An 18,840-nucleotide genomic window follows, 5' to 3' on the forward strand; every position below is an offset into this window, starting at 1 on the left:
GCGGCGCGCACGCCGTGGCTGGCTACACCGCTGCCCTCGCCCTCCGCGGTGCGCTCACGCACCAAGGCCAGCGCGGGCAATGGCGTCAGCGCCAGCCGCTCCACCCCGCACGACACCTTGCGGGCCTTGAGCCCCAGGCCTTGCGCGGCGCGCAACAGATCCGACACGCCGACCGGCTCGCTCGGCGACAGCCCCAACTGGTGCGCCAGCGCCGCCGGATCGCCCGCGACCTGGTGCAGCCTGGCGATGAGGCACAGCGACTGCAGCGCCTGCCACCCCGGCCCGCCGTGGGCCTGAGGCGCACTTCTCCCTTCCGCCATGCGGATTTCCCCCGTTTTTTCGCCTCACTCCATGGAAGGCGGATATTGTTGTGTTAAGGGGCGGGATAGTAAGCGAAAGGTACGACGGGATACGACGTACTTCTCAGTTACGCGCGAGAGTTCTGTATTTTTTTGTTAACGCGCGGGCAGGGGTTTTGCCGCCTGAGGCATGGCGCGACACGCAAGGCACTCTTCATGGAAGGTCGAGGGGGACTCCCGCCGCAGTGATCACCCCACCCCCCAGGCACACTTCGCCGTCGTACAGCACCGCGCTCTGCCCAGGCGTCACCGCCCACTGGGCCTCCGGGAATGCGAGCGCGAAATCCCCGCCCTCCGCCTGCGTGACAGTGCAGGCCGCATCCTGCTGGCGATAGCGCGTCTTGGCCGCGCAGGCGCCGGCGGCCGGCGGCCGGCCCGCCACCCAGCTCGCATCGGTGGCCTGCAGCGTGTGCGACAGCAGCCAGGGATGGTCGTGCCCCTGCACCACGCGCAGCACGTTGCGTTCGACCTCCTTGCGCGCCACGAACCACGGCGCATGCTCGCCGCCGCCGCGCTGCGCGCCTTTTTCCTTCACGCCGCCGATGCCCAGGCCCTGGCGCTGGCCGAGCGTGTAGAACGACAGGCCCACGTGCTGCCCCAGCCGCCGGCCGCGGTCGTCCAGGATCGGGCCCGGCGCGTGCTGGATGTAGCGGTTCAGGAACTCGCGGAACGGCCGCTCGCCAATGAAACAGATGCCGGTGGAGTCCTTCTTCTTCGCGTTGGGCAGGCCGATCTCTTCTGCGATGCGGCGCACCTCGGTCTTGCGCAGCTCGCCCACGGGGAACAGCGTGCGCGAGAGCTGCGCCTGGTTCAGGCGGTGCAGGAAATAGCTCTGGTCCTTGGCCGGGTCCAGCCCCTTGAGCAGTTCGTGCAGTCCCGTGGCGGGGTCGTGGCGCACGCGCGCGTAGTGGCCGGTGGCGATCTTTTCTGCGCCCACGCGCATGGCGTGGTCCAGGAAGGCCTTGAACTTGATCTCGGCGTTGCACAGCACGTCCGGATTGGGGGTGCGGCCGGCCTCGTACTCGCGCAGGAACTCGGCGAACACGCGGTCCTTGTACTCGGCGGCGAAGTTGACGTGCTCGATCTCGATGCCGATCACGTCGGCCACGGCCGCGGCATCGACGAAATCGACATTGGAGGAGCAGTACTCGCTGTCGTCGTCGTCCTCCCAGTTCTTCATGAAGATGCCCACGACTTCGTGGCCCTGCTGCTTCAGGAGATGGGCGGTCACCGCGGAATCCACGCCGCCGGAGAGTCCGACGACGATGCGCTGCTTGGGGGAGGCTGTCATGCCCGGGATTGTATTTTTTGGAAGAGACCGGGGAGAAGTGCCGGCCGCAAGCCCCTGCCTGTCGCTGACAGGCATGTAACTTTACAAAAAAAGTCAAACACTTTTTTATAGGATAAATAATAAATCTGTAGTTGCACCCAATTGCCTCCGATCCATAATTTCAAATATTCAAAATATGAACAAAGCAACAAAGATCCTAGTCGCAGTTGTACTCGCAGCATTGGCCATAGCGTGGATTTACCATCCCGCCCAACCGGATAATACTCCGAATACAAAGCTCCATTCCCCCATTGCCTTCGTGGTGTCGTCCTTGCCCAAGACGCGCCTTGAGGCCCATCCACTACAGGAACCCCCGTCCCAGTCCGTTCCAAGCCTTGCCACATCCGCGGCAGCCCTATCCAGCCTCCATCCACCCGACAGGCCCGCATGGGAGATATTAAGGGACTATCGAAATCGCCCCGCGGACCGCAAACAGGAAGACAGCGTTCTTTCAGCAATGTCCTATTGCATCAACACCCAGGACAGCACGGACACATTGCGTTCCCTAAAGAGTCGCGGTACCGCAGTGCCTGGCGAAATTGACGCACTGGAGGCTCATGTGGAAGGCCATGCAAAATTCTGCGGCCGACTGCTCACAACCGATTTTCAGGTGCGTACGGAAATCGTGCGCAGTCGCGCAGAATCCGGAGACACAAAAGCAATGATGGCATTCCTAGACATTGGCCCAGGGGGTTACTGGCCCAGAGAGGGCAGTCCGCCGGGTTGGACACAGGAGCAGAAATACGCGTGGCAACAGGAGGCATTGGTTTACCTCAAAAAGGCTGTAGAACGCAATGAACTTTCCGCGCTAAACGCGCTGGCAACGGTTTATAGCAGTCAGCCTTCCGACAATAGCGAGACTGATCCCTTTTTCTCCAACCTCTACGATCCAGTCCAAGCGTATGCATACGCTTATGCCTGGTCTATCAAGACATTCAGAGTGCCTGATCCTTACCAGGAAAAGGCACGTGATTTATATCTACAACGCTTTCAGCGCCCCTTGACTTCCGAAGAAATCGCCAAGGGACAAAAAATAGCAGGCGAAATAATACGCTGATAAATATTTATGCAAATGAAAATCAAAATCCTTACCGCAATCGCACTGACCACAGTGCTGATATTCATGGCCGCGGATTACGGAAGATACCGATGCGATGCTTGCTCACTGCCGATGAATCCAGCAGACGTTCGTAGCTTCATTGGTGTCTATGTCAATCCAACCGTTTCAATGTGGGCGGCAAAAGACACCGTATCTATTTGCAATGGGACGACATGCGTTCAATGACGCCAAACCAGGGGACAGTCTGGAGTCCAAAATACCAATATCCGGATCCTAAAACAGAATACAAAGGGACGGGCATTCCATTGACATCCGACGACAGTTACGGGCCAGATCCCAACCCAGGAGGTGGAGCCCCTCCGTTCTATACAGGTCCGATCGCTCCACCGGATACTCCAGGCGAGGTCGTGACAGGACCTCTTACTCCAGCCCCGTCCATCTGCTACATGACGTCGGACTACGCGATCGACGGGTGTCCATGAAGGCATGCCAGCATCCCGATGGCGAAGTAGGCAGTCACACGCCCCGCAGCACGCTCGCGTCGGTATGGATCATGTCCACCGGGTGCCGCTGCCCGGCGAGGTAGTCCTCGATGCAGCGCATCACCAGCGGGCTGCGGTGGCGGTCGGCGCAGGAGCGCAACTCATCGGGCGTCATCCACACGGTACGCACGATGCCGTCGTCGAGCGTGCGCCAGGCATGGTGCGCGCCCAGCGTGCCGGTGAAGGCGAATCGCAGGTAGGTGATGTCGTCGCCCGTGCGGGTGCGCGTGAAACGGTTGAGGTAGACCCCGACCAGCGCGGTGGCGGTGAAGTCGCAGGCCGTTTCCTCCAGCACTTCGCGCACGCAGGCCTGTTCGGGCGACTCCCCAGGGTCGAGATGCCCGGCGGGATTGTTGAGCCGCAGCCCGTCGGCCGTGTCCTCTTCCACGAGGAGGAAGCGTCCTCCCTGCTCGATGACGGCGGCCACGGTGACGTTGGGTTTCCAGCGGTGGGGCATGGCGCGCATTATGACGATGCGGCGGCGCGGCGGTCCCGTCGGACACCGCCCCATTTCCATCCCGTCACGGCCGCACGGGCACCGGCCGCAGCACCAGCCAGAGCGCCAGCGCGATCAGGGCGCCGCCTGCGGCATGCGCAACGGTCACGGTTTCGTCCAGCAGCAGCCAGCCCCAGGCCACACCGAACGCCGGCACGAGGAACGTGACGGAAAGTGCCTTGAGCGGCCCCACATCCGCGATCAGCCTGAAATACAGCACGTAGGCCCAGGCGGTGCAGAACAGCCCCATGGCCAGCAGCGCCGCCCAGACCTGCGCGGGCGCCACGGACCACTGGGCCACGAGGCCCGGCTGGCTCCAGGCCTGCCATGCCGCCCACGGAGCCAGCGCCAGCACGGCGCCCCACTGGCTGCCCAGCGCGACCAGGCGGCTGTCCAGCCCGCCGCGTGCGGTGATCCAGCGGCGCGTCAGAAAGCCCGCGAGGCCATAGCAGGCCGTGGCAGCCAGGCACGCCGCGATGCCCGCCGCGACCTGCATGGTGAGCACGACCGGCCCGGCCTGCGCCAGCACCGCCACGCCGGCCATGCCGAGCAGCACGCCCGCGGCACCCGTGCCGGTGATGCGCTCGCCGAAGGCCGCCGCGCCGATGAGCACGCCCATGAGCGGCGTGGTGGCGTTCAGCATCGCGCTGTAGCCGGCCGGCAGCACCCGCGCGGCCAGCGCGAACATGCAGAACGGAATGCCCGAATTGACCACCCCGAGCATGAGCACGGCCCCCAGCCGCCCCCGGAACGCGGGGCGCTGCCGCGTCAGCGCCACCAGTGCCACCAGCCCCAGTGCAGCCAGCAGCACGCGCCCGAAGGCCGTGGGCACGGCGCCCAGCGCCGGGACGGTGTAGCGGGTGAAGAGGAAGCTCCCGCCCCACAGGGCGGCGAGCAGCAGAAGGCGCAGGAGGCTGGCGGAAGACATGGCGGATGGTGTCCAGGCAGGTGAACGGAAGGCGCGGCCGGCATGCGGCCGCGGGGACATTCTCCGCAGTGGACGGCAACAGGAACAAACGATTTATGCTGGTGGACTGTTTAGTGTTTCTCAACATCCATGCGCCTTCCTCCGCTTGCTTCCGTGCGTTTCTTCGAGGCGGCGGCCCGCCACCTGAGCGTGCGCGCCGCTGCCGCGGAACTGCACGTGACGCCGGGGGCGGTATCGCAGCAGTTGCGCAGGCTCGAAGGCTTCCTGGGCTGCGCACTGTTCGAGCGGCTGCCGCGCGGGCTCGCGCTCACCGGGGCGGGGCGCGATTACCTTGCGGCCTGTGCCGAGGCCCTGGCGCTCGTCGGCCACGCGACCGCACGCCTGCAGGCGCTGGGGCAGCGGCACGTGGTGCGGCTCAGCTGCACCGCCGGCTTCGCGGTGCAATGGCTGGTGCCGCGGCTGGAGGACTTCTCGCGTCTGGCACCGGACGTCGATGTGCACGTGAGCACCACCGACCGTTTGGTCGACCTGGCGTCCGAGGACATCCATTTCGCGGTGCGCCATGGCCTGGGTGTGGCGCCGGGGCTGCAGGCCGAGGTGCTGGTGGCCGACGACCTGGTGCCGGTCTGCAGCCCGCGCCTGATCGCGCCGCGGCGCGTGCCCCGCATCGCCGACATCACCGGCGCCCGGCTGCTGCACGACGGGCACCGTGGCGACTGGCGACTCTGGTGCGAGGCGAATGGGGCCTCCGGCGTGGACTGCAACTAGGGGGTGGTGTTCACGCATTCCAACGGCACGATCGAGGCAGCCCTGGCAGGCCGGGGTTTCGCCCTGGCGCGGCAGGGCTTCGTGGCACAGGAGATCGCGGCGCGCACGCTCGTGGCCGTGCAGTCGGCCGCACTGGCGACACCGCTGGCCTACCGGCTGGTGCACCGGCCCGAAGTACTGGTGGACCCGGCCCTGCGCAGCTTCCGCGACTGGATCACCGCACAGGCCGCCGCCTCCTGAACCCGGCACACCAGAACGCAGGCCCGCGACCCGCTGCCACCGGTTTCGCGCCTGCGGGCACATATTCGCGCGGATGCCTACGGAAGATTGGCGGCCCTCCAGACTCCGGTTTATTTTTCCCGATAACTCCAATGCCTGCGATTACCAGTTCTTCCGTCTCCCCCTCCACCGCGCCACGTCCTGCGCCCCCATCGGACGCAGATACGGCCCCGGCCAGTGCGCCGCGTGAAGCCATGCGCATCGCGTTGCCGGCGGGGATGCCTTCCCATGACAAGCGGTCCGGCCGCGGCGAAGGCGGCACCACGCCGCCCCGCGCGCCCCTGCCACTTCCTGTCTCGCCGGCCTCGGCAGCGCGTGCCGCCGGCAGCCCGGCCCGGCTCGAGGAAGCCGCTCCGGACGCAGGCGGCGCCCCGTCTGCCCCCGCCGGGACGCGCAGGCGCCTGGAGCAGATCCTCAAGACCATGGGGAATATGGTTGACGCCCGCACCGCCGTGATGCGTGGCGACGACGCGGAATTCATGCAGGAGTTCAAGGGCCGGGGAGACCCGGAGCGCAGGGTGCTTCCCGCGGGCAGCACCCTGCCGGAACTGCGGAACGCCGCACGGGCGCTGCGTACGCAGTTGCTGGCGGACGGCGTTCCCGCCGAACTCACGACACGATTCGAGGGGCGGCTCGCGCACCTGGATTCGACGCTGGAGGCGCTGGAGACCGAGCAGCCGCTGGCACGCCGCGCCGCGGTCTATCTCGGCATGAACGCACTGCTGCCCGTCCTGCCCGTTGCCGTCGCCTTCCGCGGCCACCAGAACCAGTTCGAGGCCGAACTGGCGGGGCTCTACGCCAAGACCGCCCTGATGGCGATCGGTTCGGCACGTTCTCCCACGGGGGCGAACTGGCACAGCGCCATGGACCATTTCATGTCGCGCCACTACATCAATGTGGTGCAGGCGGCGCTCTTCGCTCTGCCCACGTTCCTGCCGCAGTTGCAGAAGCTCAACAATCACCCTGCCTTCAACGTGGGCGCCGGCATGGTGTCGACCGCGGCGCTGTTCCTCGGCTTCCTGGGCAAGGAGACGCGGGAAATCACCAACCGCATGCGCAAAGGCGTGCCGGACCCGGCGCTCGCCGAGGCAGGCACCCGCCTGCAGGAGGCGACCATGTTTCCCGACACGCCCAGGGAACCGGCCACCGAAGGCGCGGACGAGGCCGCGCAGACCGAGCGCACATCCGCCATCCAGGCGCGCACGGCCCTCTCGCAGGCGCTGGACCTGGCACGCGCCGACCAGAAGGCCGTCACCGACGGCAAGGCCAGTTTCCTGGCCCAGGGCGAAGGCAAGGAACTCAGCCCGGTCACCAGCAAGCAGCTGACGCTGGTCGCGGATGCGTTCCTGTCCATCGCCACCGACCTGGAGCGCGTGCTGCACCCCGCGGGCCTGCCCGAGCAGGCCGCCACGGCCGCCAACGCAGCAGAGCAGGGAGCAGAGAAAGCCGAACGCATCGCGAAGTACGCCCTGGCGGCCTTCACCGGTGCCGTCTGCGTGACCACGACCGGCCTGATGTATCCCGACCGCATCGGCATGGTGGATCTGTCTTCCGACGCGGCCTTCACGGTGGCCCTGATGGTTGCCAACGCCCGCAATCCCAACGTCACGCGCCGCGATGCGCTCGACGAGTTCAAGTCGTTCGCGGGGCTCAGCCTCGTGATGATCGCGGTGCTGACGGCCAACCATGCCGGGGACGACTTCATCGAGAAGAACACCACCGGCATGCTGATGGGGGCGGCCGCCATGGCCCTGCTCAACGTGAGCATCCCCGGCCCCGTGGGCCACCTGGCCGGCGCGGGCCTGGAGAAGCTGTACGCGGGGCTGCAATCGATGCGGCCCGCGGAACTCTCGCAGACGCTGCTCGGCATCGGGCACAACGCGATGGAGTGGCTGCGGGAGCAGTTTCAGGGCGCGGCGCGGGCGTCGTCGGCCGTCGAGATCCATGAGATCCAGGAGGCGGAGGCTCCACGCCACGCGCCCGTGGCCCCCTGAGCAGGCCGGGGCCTGCCGCCCTGCATGCAGCAGGCGCTCCCTAAAGCAGGCGTTCCATATACACCGCCTGCGCGCCATAACCGGCCAGGCGTTCGCACGCCTCGGCCGATGCAGGCTCGCGTACCGCGTAGCCCTGGCGCTCCCAGTAGGCGCGCGACCCCTGCACCGAGACCAGGGCGGTGTGCTGCAGCCCGGCGGCGCGGGCTTCGTTCCACGCTGCCTGCAGCAGCGCGCCGGCCAGCCCCCGGCCCGCGCAGGCGGGGTGCACGGCCATGTCGTGCAGGTAGAGCGTGCCGGGCGCCTCGGCGGGCACCTCGAAATCGCCGTGCAGCGGCGTCACCTTGCCGCGAACCGAGCGGTAGGCGGCCAGATAGGCCTGCACGGAGCCGGGCGCCCCGGCGACCAGCGAACAGGTCACGGGACTGGCCAGGCGCCGGGCGAAGACGTCTGCGCTTTCGAGGAATCCCTCCCCATAGCAGGCCCGCTGCACCGCCAGAAGGCCGGGCAGGTCTTCGATGCCCAGCCTGCGTATGGGCGGCACGGGAGCGGCGAAAAGGACGGGCACGGCGGTCGGATCGGCTGGAGATCGCATGAATCCATTTGTTCCGGTCGGGTTCGAAGGGCAACTCGGCCGTGGGGCGACACGGTATGTAATAGAGTGCAGACAGTACATCACAACGCGATCAGTGCTCCGGCGGGCAGGCGGACCCGGACCGGTGGCGGCCACACGCCTTCATGTCCCTGAACCATTTCCTGCGCCTCATCGGCATCGTGCTGGCCACCGTGACGGCCCTGCTGGCCGCGCATGCCAGCTGGGGGCAATGGCGGTCGTGGCGCGCGGCGGACGCCGGATCGCGCGCGCTGGCGGACCTCGGCCTGGGCCTGGTGGCGGCCGAACGGGTGTCGCGCGAGCGCGGCCCGACGAACGCACGCCTCGGTGCGCTCGACGGAACGCCCGATCCGCAGGCCGTCGCCGCCCTGGCAAAGGCGCGGGAGAGCACCGACCAGGCCATGGCACAGTTGCGCGCCATGCTGGCCGCCCGATCGCAGGCACCCCACATGGGCGCCCTGCTGGCCGGGGCGGACGACACCGCGCAGGCGCTCGCACGCGCCCGGGCGGCGGCCGACGAGGTCATCGCCCTTCCCCATGCCCGGCGCACACCCGAGGCCGTCCGCGCCAGCGTCTATGGCCTGGTGGCCATCGTGCCGCGGCTCGCGCCGGTCAACAGCGCCCTGATCCAGGCCGTGCGGACGGCCCAGCCGTCCATGGACGGCGACACGCAGGTGCTGCGGATCACCGCGGAGCTGCGCGAGCATGCGGGCCTGCTCGGATCGCACTTCACCGCGGCGCTGGCAAAACAGCGGCCGTTCACGGCCGAAGAACGGAATGCGATCGAGCAGACGCGCGGACGCATCATGGCGCTGCAGTTCCTGCTGGAACAGCGCCTGGCCCGCCAGGATGCCCCGCCCGACATCGCCGAGGCCTGGGAGGCCGTGGACAGTGGCTACTTCGGCCATGCGGCGCGGGACATCGTCGCGCCCGTGCTGGCAGCCGGCGAACGGGACGGACGCTACGGCATCACCGCCGCCCAGTTCGCGGAGCGCTACGTGCCCGAACTGGGCAAGGTGGTGGCACTGCGCGACCGGCTGATGGCGCGGTTGCAGACGGACGCGCTCGCCGCCCGGGAGCGCGCACTGCACAGCCTCGTGGAGGTGGTGGGCGTCTCGGCCCTGCTGTGGACCATCCTCGCGGGCACGCTGGCCATGCTGCACGCCCGCGTGCTGCGTCCCCTGGCCCAGACGACCCGGGCCCTGCAGGACCTGGCCCGCAACCGCCTGGACGCCCCATTGCCCCGGCCCGCGGCCGACGACGAGATCGCCGCGGTGATCGGCGCCGTGCGTGCCTTGCAGGAACACACGCAGTCCCGGCAGGTGCTCGAGCGCGAGCGCGACGGCCTTATCGCGCAACTGCGCGAGCAGTCCCTCACCGACTTCCTCACGGGGCTGCCCAATCGGCGCGCGTTTTTCGCGGCGGCGCGCGAACGCATCGCGCAGGCGCGGCAGCAGCGCTTCGACGTCACCCTGATGCTGCTGGACGTGGACCTGTTCAAGAGCTTCAACGACCGCGCGGGACACGCCGCCGGGGACGAAGCGCTGCGGGCCGTGGCGCGTGCGGTGCGCAACACCCTGCGGCCGGGCGATCTCGTGGCGCGGCACGGAGGCGAGGAATTCGTGGTGCTGCTCGGCCCCTGCGCGGGCCGCGAGGGTGCGGCATGCGCGGAGCGCCTGCGCCACGCCATCGAGATGGCACCCGTCGTGCTGCCCTCGGGGGAGCGCTTCGGGCTCACGGCCAGCGTGGGCGTGGCCGTATCCCAGCGCCATGGCCTGGTGCTGGACCACCTGCTCTCGGAAGCGGACACGGCCCTCTACCGGGCCAAGGACCGGGGCCGCAACCGGGTCGAGGAAGCCGCCTGAAGGGCCGGTGGCTCAGCGCGGCAGGGCGGCCGGCGGGCGTATGAAGTCATCCAGCGACAGGCCCTTTTCCCGCAGCAGCGCCTCCAGCACCGGGCGCAGCTCGCCGAGACTTTCCTCCACCGCCTCGCGCACCGTGTCCACCACGACCTGGGTGCTGCGCTCGATCTCCACGTTGAGCGCGTCGCCCTCGCGCAGGTCCTCGAACACGGTGGCGCGGCGCGTCTCGGGGATCAGCCAGACCTCGAACCATCCCTCGGCACGGTTCACCTCGGCCACGGTCAGGCTGGCGCCGTGCAGCGCGATGTAGCCCTTGGCGAAGACATAGCGGCGGAACGGGGCGGGCACCGCCACGCGCCACACGCGGTTGTTCTCGGAATCGCGCACGCTCTGCAGCGTGGCCGCGAAATCGACGTGGCCCGACAGCGGATGTCCGCCGATCTCCGCGCCGTCGCGGGCCGCCCGCTCCACGTTCACGCGCCGCCCGGCCGCATAGCCGCCCAGCGTGGTCACGTTCAGGCTCTGCAGCATCACATCGAACGCGGCCGACGTGGGCGAGACCAGGCGCGTCACCGTAAGGCACACGCCATCCACCGCGACGCTGGCGCCGATGGCGAGCCCTTCGCAGAATCCGGGGGGAAACTCGATCACGAAGGTGCGCAGCCCTTCGCGGTCCTGCAGCTCGGCGAGGGTGGCGGTGGCCTGGACGATACCTGTGAACATGGCGCGGATCTCTGTGGATGAAGGAAGCGGGGGGCGCCGGGCATTGTGCCACCGGGGCTCTCTCCCCCGTTCCGGCAGGGGCGTCCGGGAAGGCGGACCGCGCTACGCGCCCAGGGCCGCGGCCACGCGCGCCGCGAGCACATCCAGGTCGAACGGCTTGGTGAGCACGCCCATGCCCGGGTCCAGGTCGCGCTCGCCGATCACGGCCTGCTCGGCATAGCCGGTGATGAACAGCACGGGCAGGCCCGGGTGCAGCACGCGCCCGGCGTCAGCCACCTGGCGGCCGTTCATGCCGCCGGGCAGGCCCACGTCGGTGAGCAGGAGATCGAACGGCCCGGCCCCGCGCAGCATCTCCAGCGCGGAGGGACCGTCCTCTGCCTCGAGCACGCGGTAGCCCTGCTCGCGCAGCGACTCCGCCACCATGGAGCGCACGGCAGGCTCGTCATCCACCAGCAGGACCGCCGGCGTGCCGCGCCCCGACCCGGACACGGGCGCCCGGGCCTGCCCGGAAGGCGGCACGGCCGCGCCCGGGCCGGCCGGCAGTGCGGCATCCGCGCCGGCATGGCGCGGCAGCCAGAGCGTGATCGTCGTTCCCTGCCCGGCCTCCGAAGCGATGCGGGCGGAGCCGCCCGACTGCTGGGCGAAGCCATAGACCATCGACAGGCCCAGGCCCGTGCCCTGCCCCAGCGGCTTGGTGGTGAAGAAGGGCTCGAAGGCCCGTGCCGCCACGTCCGGCGCCATGCCCTCGCCGGTATCGGCGACCGACAGGGCGACATATTCCCCGGGCTGCAGGTCGGTGGCGGGGCGCGGGTGGGGCCCGTCGCAGGGCTGGCCGGCAGCGTGGTTGGAGGTGGCGATGCGCAAGGTGCCGCCGCTGGGCATCGCATCGCGCGCATTGATGCACAGGTTCAGCAGCGAATTCTCGATCTGCCCGGCGTCGGCCCGCACCATCCAGAGCCCGGCGGCAGGCTCGAAGCGCACCGCGATGGAGGGGCCCACGGTGCGCTGCACCAGGTCCAGCAGTTCCGCGACGAGCTGGTTCAGGTCCACCACGACGGGCGCCAGGGTCTGGCGGCGGGAAAACGCGAGCAGCCGGTGCGTGAGCGAGGCGGCCCGCTTCGCCGAGCGGTGCGCCGTGTCGATGCAGCGCTCCATGTCGGCCACGCGCCCCTGGGACACGCGCAGCCGCAGCAGGTCCAGGCTGGCCATGATGCCCGCCAGCAGGTTGTTGAAGTCGTGCGCGATGCCCCCGGTGAGCTGCCCCACGGCCTCCATCTTCTGGGCCTGGCGCAGCGCTTCCTCTGCGGCCATCAGCTCGCGCGTGCGCTCTTCCACCTTGGTCTCCAGCGTGTCGGCCAGTACGCGCAGCTGCCGCTCCGCGGTGCGCCGCTGCACGGCCATGCGCGTGCGGTGGGCCACGCTGCGGATCAGCGCCAGTTCGTCCGGGGACCACTCCCTCGGCACGGGATGGTTCAGGAACAGCATCGCCACGAGCCTTCCGCCCTCGATCAGCGGCAGGTTCACCAGCGCACCCGCCTGCACCGCCCGCAGGGCGGGTACATGGCTGGCGGTGCGCTCGTCGGTGGACACATCGCTCACGATGACGATCTGGCCGCGCAGCAGGTCCTCGTAGAACCGGCCGTAATGGGGCAGGTGGTGCCGGCCCACGGCCGTGGACATGCCCAGGGACGTCCAGTCGCGCACGATGGTGACCGTGTTGGTCTCGTCGATGTCGCCGTAGCCCGCGCGCCCCACGCCCAGGGTCTCGCCCAGCACGCGCGCGGCGGCATAGGCCATGTCGGCAGGGTCCTCGAGCGAGCGGAAGCTGTCGTCGAGCTGCAGCAGCGCCTGGGTGCGGCGCTCGGCGAGCGTCTGTTCGGTGACATCCTGGGCCGTCCCCGCGATGCGCAGGCTGCGGCCGGCCATGCCGCCCTGCACCTGGGCCAGCACCTTGAGCCAGCGCACCTGGCCGTCCGCGCGCCGGATGCGGTGGTCGAGCGCGTATTCCTGGCGCTGCGCGACGCTGTGCTCGAAAGCGGCCCGCACGCGCCCGGCATCGTCGGGATGCACCGAAGCCACCACCTCCCGCCAGCTCAGCGGCTGCTCGGCAGACAGGCCGAAATGCTCGCGGCAGACCTCGGAACTGGTGAGCACGAACGTCTCCAGGTCCAGCTCCCACAGGCCGATGCGCCCCGCGATCGCGGTGAAGCGCAGGTGGGCCTCCCGCTCTTCGAGCGCACGCACGCGCTGTCCCGCGACGGCGAGCGGCACCGGGGCATACCCGCCCGGGGCGGGATCATCATCTCCCCCGGCTGTGGGTGTCGGCGGAGGAACGGGCGAATGGGTCAATGGACGGAATCTCCCCGGACGGGCCACCGGCCGGCACCGTGAGACGGCCGGCGCCGGATGGCGGAACGGCAGCGATTGTGACGCAACCGCGGCGCGGGCTCGTTGCAGGGCGCAAAAGACCCGCCCGCACCTGCTCACATCCGCCCAGCCGGGCCCTCAGCGGGCGCGCAGCAGATCTCCGGCTTCGATCAGCACCAGTTCGTTGTCGTCGGCGCGATCGGGCTCGCGGCTGGAGCTGAAAGGCAGGTTGTTGTCGTTGCCCACCACGATGTGCGTGGCGTCCACGATGTCCACGTTCTCGATGGTGAAGAACGGGAAGGCGAGCACGCCGCCTGTCAGGGGCTTGCGGGCCAGGCGCTTCGGGTCCTGGATGTTCAGCAGGTCGATGTAGCCCACCTTGCGCAGCGGACCGCCTGCGTTCGCGTGGGTCAGCTCCACCTTGTACACGCGCTTGAACTTCGCCACGTCGTGGAAGCAGTCCGCGCGTTTCTGGCCCTCGGGGCAGGCCTTGTCGGGCGTGCCCTCGCCGTTGTCGCGCTCGATGACGAGGCCGGTCTGGCCGTCGATCATGTTGAAGTCGCCGATGGCGTTCTGGTTGGCCTCCAGCACGTATTTCCAGTAGCGGCCGGTCCATTTTTCCTGCCGCACGTCGAACTCCAGCACGCGCAGGTACTGCCGGCCGCCGTCCACGGATTCATACGCCCTGGCGGACTCGTCCCACACCGGGCCTTCGAGCAGCGCGTACAGCCTGCTGCCGTCGGGGCTCGAAGCCATGCCCTCGAACCCCTTGGAGCGCTTGATGTCGAAGGCCGGGGCCTTGGCGTCGGGCGCGGCGGCGGTGGTGACGGCAGGATGGTCGGGCGAGCGCACCACGCGGCCGTCCACCTGGGTGTCGAAAACCGCCAGCACCTTGCCGTCCAGGTCGGCCTTGATGAGGAACGGGCCGAATTCCTCGCCGATCCAGAGCGCGCCGCCGGCGAACTGGAAGCTCTCGGGGTCGAAGTCGGCGCCGGTCAGGTAGCGCTCCTTCGTGCCTTCCTCGGCGATGCGGAACGGCACCTTCCCGTCGGGGTCGTGCAGGAACACGGTCTTCAGGCGCTCGAACCGGCCGGTCTTGAAGTCCACCGCATAGTGGTTCAGGTAGAGCATGAAGTCCGGCGAATTGGCCTTCGCGCCGGCACCGTTGTCCGTCAGGATCCAGAAGGTGCCGTCGGCCATGCGCTTGATGCCCGAGTGGCCCTGCAGCGGCTGGCCCTGGAACGGCAGCGAGACGCCCGTGGGCCGCCCGGCGGACGTGCCCTCGACGGTGCCCACGGCATCCACGCGCCGCGGCGTGGTGAACTTGCCGCTGGTACGCAGGTCCGCCGGCGCGTCCGGCGGCGCGGCGATGAAGGACTGCGCGGGCAGCACGGCATGGCCGGCGAGCGTGGCGGGATAGGCAGCGGGCTCGGCATGGGCGCACGGCAGTGCGGCGAATGCGAGGGCGGCGGCGAACGTGGCGGAGCGGAAGGCGGCAGGCATGCGGGATGTCGTGCGATGGCGGATGAGGCCGCCACGATGCCGCCTTTCGGTGTCAGGCCGGTGACGCAGCCTCCGCAGGCCGCCTCCGGAGCCGCCAGGCGAGGTAGCCCACCACCGCGGCATTGAAAGCGATCACCACGGTGGCGGCCAGCGACGGCCGGTGCAGCCAGTGCCAGACTTCGAACGGAATGTACAGGCCGCCCGACAGCGCCCCCAGCGCCTCGCCCCAGGCTCGCCCCTTCCACAGGCCCCAGGCCTCCGCGAAGCGCAGGGCAGCATAGGCGGCGACCGCCAGGATCAGCCACTGGAAATCCTGCTGCGCGAGCAGGTCGAGCCGGGACAGGAGCATTTCCGGGTAGCGTTCGCCCGGATTCAGGCCCACGTGCCCGATCAGGGACACCGCGGCGTGGTGCAGGTCGTGGTGCAGCAGGCCGAGCAGGCCCAGTCCGGCCATGAGCGCAACCACGCCCTTGACGGCTTCCAGGGTGGCGATGGTCCGCAGGGCCCGTCGCCCGGCGGCATCGCTGCTGCCGTGGCGGGCCTGCGCGCCCGCGCCGGCAGGCTGGGCGCAAGCGGATACGGTCACGTCGGTGGGCTGGGGCATGGAATGCTCGCGGAAAAAGGACATGGCGGCCCGGCAGTATCGCCTGCCGGGCCGTCCCGGCTCTATAGGACGCGTGCTCGACCGTGCGCATCGCCGGAGCAGGCCGCGCTGGCGGCGGGCGGCCTTTCAGTCGCCGAGCGTTTCGTGCGTGGCCGCGCTGCCCCGGCGCCAGTAGCCCGACGCCTTGATCCATTTCGGGTGCACGCCGCGCTCGTCCACCAGATGCGCGCGCAGCGCCTTGGCGGCAGCGGTTTCGCAGGCCACCCACGCATGCACGTCGCCCGCCGGCAGGGGCAGAGCGCGCAGGGTCTCCAGGAGCCGCATGCCCTCTCCCGGGGCCGCCCCGGAACGATGGACCCACCGGATGCACGCCGCAGCCTGCGTGGGCAGGGGTTGCTCGTCGGCCGGCCCGTCCACTTCGATGAGCGCGAGGGCAGGCGTGCCTGCAGGCAGTTCGGCCAGGCGGCGGGCGATGGCGGGCAGGGCCGTGTCGTCGCCGACGAGCACGTATCCATCGAACGCGAGCGGCACGAGCAGCGACCCGCGCGGGCCGCCGATGGAGATGCGCTGGCCGGGTGCGGCCTGCAGCGCCCACGCGGTGGCGGGGCCCGCATCGTGCAGAGCGAAATCGATGGCGAGCGTGCCGGCCTGGGCATCGTGCAGGCGCGGTGTGTAGTCGCGCATGGCCGGGCGCGGCGCGCCGGGTACCGGTGCGCCCTGGGCGTCGAAGGCCGGCAGCACGGGCTCGCCGGTGGACGGATCGGGCAGGAACAGCTTCACGTGGTCATCGAAGCCCGGGCTGTGGAAGCCGGCGAGTTCCCCGCCCTCGAGCGTGACGCGCACGCAGTGCGGCGTGATGCGTTCGGCGCGCTGCACGGTGAGGGTGCGCAGCCGCAGTTCATGGCGCACGCGCTGCAGCGCGCGGGCCTCCACCTGGGCAGGGGACGGCTGGGAGGGTGTGGAAAAGGGTGTCTGGCTCATGGCGAATCCTTGGGTCAGAGCCGTTCGATCCGCCGTGCGGCGTCGTCCAGCAGGTCGGCGATGGCGTGGATCTGCTCCGTGCCCAGCGGAGCGCCCGCCAGGCGCATGTGCAGGGCCTGGCGCAGGTTGTGCACGGCCCGCTCCACGGGTGCGGGCCGATGGCCGCGGTGCCCCATGCCGTCGGCCATGCGCGCGAGCAGGGCATTCACCTCGTCGCGGTGGATCTCCAGGTGCGCCAGCCCTTCGGGCGTGGCGGTGTGCAGCTTGCGGCCGCCGCCTTCGGCGCTCACGGTGACGTGGCCCAGTTCCTCCAGCAGGGTGAGCGTGGGATAGACCACGCCCGGGCTCGGGCTGTAGCTGCCGCCCAGGCGCTCCTCGATGGCCTTGATGAGCTCGTAACCGTGGCGCGGCTTGTCCGCGATGAGCTGCAGCAGCACGAGGCGCAGGCCGCCGTGGCCGAAAAAGCGGCCGCCACCGCGCCGTGGGCCGGGCGGCGCGCCCCGGGATTCGAGCAGGTCGAGGTCTTTCATGGGGACGTACTCCGATAGAACGATTTATCTAAGATATATCTAATTCATATCGAATTGCATCTTCACGCAGAAATCCCCTGGTCAAAACAGGGACTTGACCGAGCCTGGAGCGGCGAAGGCGCCCGGGGATCAGACGGCGGCTGCCATGCCCGCCGCATGCCCGCGCGTGAACGCCTCTTCGAACACCGAATACCCGGACCAGTCGGCATGGGCGAAGGCCAGGCGGGCCGTGCCGGGCACGGAAGGCGCGGCGATCCGCTCCCCGTTCGCCAGCACATAGCGCTGCCGGGGCGCAGGCATGCGGCCGGTCTGGCTCAGGAAGGCCAGCGTCCCCGGCACGGGAATGGACATGGCGTGCCCGTAGCGGGTGATCTCCACGCGCGTCACGCGGGCCCGCAGGTCCGGGTGCGGGCCGGACAGGCTCGCGAGGATGGCGTCGCGCCAGTGCGTCCAGGGCTGTTCGGCAAGCTGGCGGCGGCCGTCCGGCACGTCGCCCAGCGCCCGGTAATAGGTGAGCACCGTGGGGCCGGGGCGCGGATCCAGGCGCTGGTGGCCCGCATCCACGTAGCCCAGGCCGCCCGGCGCCAGATCGTCGTACAGCACGTTGTCCCAGGCGGGGGCCGCGCCCTCGCGGTCCGACAGCGGGGCGTCGATGCGCAGGTTCGCCACCAGCCAGGGGGCCCACTGCAGCCGCTGCGCGGCCTGCGCGAGGAACGCGGGCGGGTTGCGCACCACGCGCGCCGCCACGAAGACGGGCAGCGCCACCACGCAGCGGCGCGCCTGCCAGCGCTCGATGCTGTCGCTCGCATGGTGCAGCACGTCCACCTCCACACCGCGCCGGGTCTCCTCGATGCGCAGCACGGTGCTGCCGGTGCGCAGCGCCCCGGCGTCGTTCAACGGCGCCGCCAGCCGCTGGGCCAGCCAGCCGTTGCCTTCGGGCCAGGTGAGCACGCCTTCGCGCTCCTCGCCGGCGGCATCGCCGGGCGCATGGAAGCCGTGGCGGCTGGCGAAATAGTGGATGCCCGCCCAGGCCGACACCCGCGCCGTGCCGGCGCCGTAGTCGTCGCGGCAGCAGTAGTCGAGGTACCAGCGCAGGTGCGCATCCGAGAAGCCATCCTGCGACAGCCAGGCGTCGAACGTGAGGGCGTCCAGCGAACGCAGCACGGCGGAAACCGGCTGGTCCGGCCGCCACAGTTTGAACGTGGGCATGGCGAAACGCGCCGTGCGGCCCAGTTCCGCCACCCGCGCGGAGAAGCGCCGGTACTGCTCCAGGGTGTCCGCGCCGACACCGTTCACGGGCAGCAGGCCCTCCTGCCAGGCCCCCCGGAAGAACAGCCGCTCCTGCGGGCTGTGGCACAGGCTGCGCTCGTCGATCTGCCAGCGCCCCGCCACGCGGCGCCGCAGGCCGAGTTCCTCCAGCAGGTCCTGCACCTCGCGCGCGCCGTCGCCCGGCACCGGCAGGTAATGAGCGCCCAGGGGGCAGGCGATACCGTCCACCTGGCCGGCGCGGCTGTTGCCGCCCGCGGCATCCTCCATCTCCACCAGCATGAAATCATCGACCCCGGCCAGGCGCAGGGCACGTGCCGCCGCCAGGCCCGCCACCCCGCCGCCCGCCACCACCACCTGGGTGCGGCGCACGATATCGGGCTCGATCGTCCCGCCCTTCTGCAACCGGTCGCGCAGCGCATGGCCCCGGGCCATGTCGATGCCCGTGAAGCCCCCGGGCAGGTCGCGCGGCGACGGCTCGCAGCCGGCCAGCGCATACGCCGCCGTGGCTGCGGCGCCCCGCAGCAGGGTACGGCGCTGCAGCGCGGGAAAATCGAGGTGGGAGACAGGCATGCGGCGTACTCTACGCCACGGCCGTGTCAGGCCGGGCAGGGCCTGCGCACCGGTCCACCCGGACC

15 protein-coding genes and 1 pseudogene are annotated in these 18,840 nt (G+C 69.7%); 4 read left to right on the top strand and 12 right to left on the bottom strand.

Annotated features, from left to right (window positions below; all coding sequences use genetic code 11):
- Both BLR05_RS22735 and mnmA read right to left on the bottom strand, forming a co-directional pair.
- The coding region (locus tag BLR05_RS22735) for a cysteine peptidase family C39 domain-containing protein (protein ID WP_491896669.1) at window positions 1-320 on the bottom strand (320 nt) is incomplete at its 3' end.
- A gap of 193 nt (window positions 321-513) precedes the next feature.
- Window positions 514-1,650, bottom strand: a complete 1,137-nt coding sequence (mnmA, locus tag BLR05_RS22740; protein ID WP_092839333.1) for a tRNA 2-thiouridine(34) synthase MnmA — start codon at window positions 1,648-1,650, stop codon at window positions 514-516.
- Window positions 1,651-2,146: 496 nt separating this feature from the next.
- On the opposite strand from mnmA, the gene BLR05_RS26160 reads away from it, so the two are divergent.
- Window positions 2,147-2,746 (top strand): hypothetical protein, encoded by a 600-nt coding sequence (locus BLR05_RS26160; RefSeq protein WP_143015986.1) that lies wholly within the window; start codon window positions 2,147-2,149, stop codon window positions 2,744-2,746.
- A gap of 519 nt (window positions 2,747-3,265) precedes the next feature.
- Here the strand turns inward: BLR05_RS26160 and BLR05_RS22745 are convergent.
- A complete protein-coding gene (locus tag BLR05_RS22745) occupies window positions 3,266-3,748 on the bottom strand; it encodes an NUDIX hydrolase (RefSeq protein ID WP_092839397.1) in 483 nt (160 codons plus the stop codon).
- Between the two features lie 64 nt (window positions 3,749-3,812).
- Window positions 3,813-4,715, bottom strand: a complete 903-nt coding sequence (locus tag BLR05_RS22750; RefSeq protein ID WP_092839336.1) for a DMT family transporter — start codon at window positions 4,713-4,715, stop codon at window positions 3,813-3,815.
- 153 nt (window positions 4,716-4,868) lie between these two features.
- Here BLR05_RS22750 and BLR05_RS22755 point away from each other — a divergent pair.
- Window positions 4,869-5,723, top strand: a pseudogene (locus BLR05_RS22755) (LysR substrate-binding domain-containing protein).
- Window positions 5,724-5,980: 257 nt separating this feature from the next.
- On the top strand, window positions 5,981-7,756 hold the full coding sequence (locus BLR05_RS22760) for a hypothetical protein (protein WP_092839339.1): 1,776 nt from the start codon (window positions 5,981-5,983) through the stop codon (window positions 7,754-7,756).
- A 40-nt stretch (window positions 7,757-7,796) separates the two neighbouring features.
- Here BLR05_RS22760 and BLR05_RS22765 read toward each other — a convergent pair whose 3' ends face one another.
- On the bottom strand, window positions 7,797-8,348 hold the full coding sequence (locus BLR05_RS22765) for a GNAT family N-acetyltransferase (protein ID WP_192883824.1): 552 nt from the start codon (window positions 8,346-8,348) through the stop codon (window positions 7,797-7,799).
- A 143-nt stretch (window positions 8,349-8,491) separates the two neighbouring features.
- On the opposite strand from BLR05_RS22765, the gene BLR05_RS22770 reads away from it, so the two are divergent.
- Window positions 8,492-10,231, top strand: a complete 1,740-nt coding sequence (locus BLR05_RS22770) for a GGDEF domain-containing protein (RefSeq protein ID WP_092839342.1) — start codon at window positions 8,492-8,494, stop codon at window positions 10,229-10,231.
- 12 nt (window positions 10,232-10,243) lie between these two features.
- Here the strand turns inward: BLR05_RS22770 and BLR05_RS22775 are convergent, their stop codons facing one another.
- From BLR05_RS22775 to BLR05_RS22805, 7 genes are all read right to left on the bottom strand, one after another.
- Window positions 10,244-10,951, bottom strand: a complete 708-nt coding sequence (locus tag BLR05_RS22775) for a riboflavin synthase subunit alpha (protein ID WP_092839344.1) — start codon at window positions 10,949-10,951, stop codon at window positions 10,244-10,246.
- Window positions 10,952-11,053: 102 nt separating this feature from the next.
- Window positions 11,054-13,222 carry a response regulator gene (locus BLR05_RS22780; protein ID WP_092839346.1) on the bottom strand — a complete coding sequence of 723 codons (2,169 nt, stop codon included), beginning with the start codon at window positions 13,220-13,222 and terminating at the stop codon, window positions 11,054-11,056.
- A 234-nt stretch (window positions 13,223-13,456) separates the two neighbouring features.
- Window positions 13,457-14,821, bottom strand: a complete 1,365-nt coding sequence (locus BLR05_RS22785) for an esterase-like activity of phytase family protein (RefSeq protein WP_092839348.1) — start codon at window positions 14,819-14,821, stop codon at window positions 13,457-13,459.
- A 52-nt stretch (window positions 14,822-14,873) separates the two neighbouring features.
- Window positions 14,874-15,425 carry a DUF2127 domain-containing protein gene (locus tag BLR05_RS22790; protein WP_225979030.1) on the bottom strand — a complete coding sequence of 184 codons (552 nt, stop codon included), beginning with the start codon at window positions 15,423-15,425 and terminating at the stop codon, window positions 14,874-14,876.
- A gap of 126 nt (window positions 15,426-15,551) precedes the next feature.
- The gene (locus BLR05_RS22795; RefSeq protein ID WP_092839352.1) at window positions 15,552-16,406 is read right to left on the bottom strand and encodes a siderophore-interacting protein; all 855 of its coding nucleotides are present in this window, start codon (window positions 16,404-16,406) and stop codon (window positions 15,552-15,554) included.
- 14 nt (window positions 16,407-16,420) lie between these two features.
- Window positions 16,421-16,936, bottom strand: a complete 516-nt coding sequence (locus tag BLR05_RS22800) for a PadR family transcriptional regulator (protein WP_092839354.1) — start codon at window positions 16,934-16,936, stop codon at window positions 16,421-16,423.
- A gap of 129 nt (window positions 16,937-17,065) precedes the next feature.
- Window positions 17,066-18,775 carry an FAD-dependent oxidoreductase gene (locus BLR05_RS22805; RefSeq protein WP_192883825.1) on the bottom strand — a complete coding sequence of 570 codons (1,710 nt, stop codon included), beginning with the start codon at window positions 18,773-18,775 and terminating at the stop codon, window positions 17,066-17,068.
- Between the last annotated feature and the right edge of the window lie 65 nt (window positions 18,776-18,840).

The organism is Paracidovorax cattleyae (assembly GCF_900104515.1).
In the GTDB taxonomy this organism is placed as follows: domain Bacteria; phylum Pseudomonadota; class Gammaproteobacteria; order Burkholderiales; family Burkholderiaceae_C; genus Paracidovorax; species Paracidovorax cattleyae.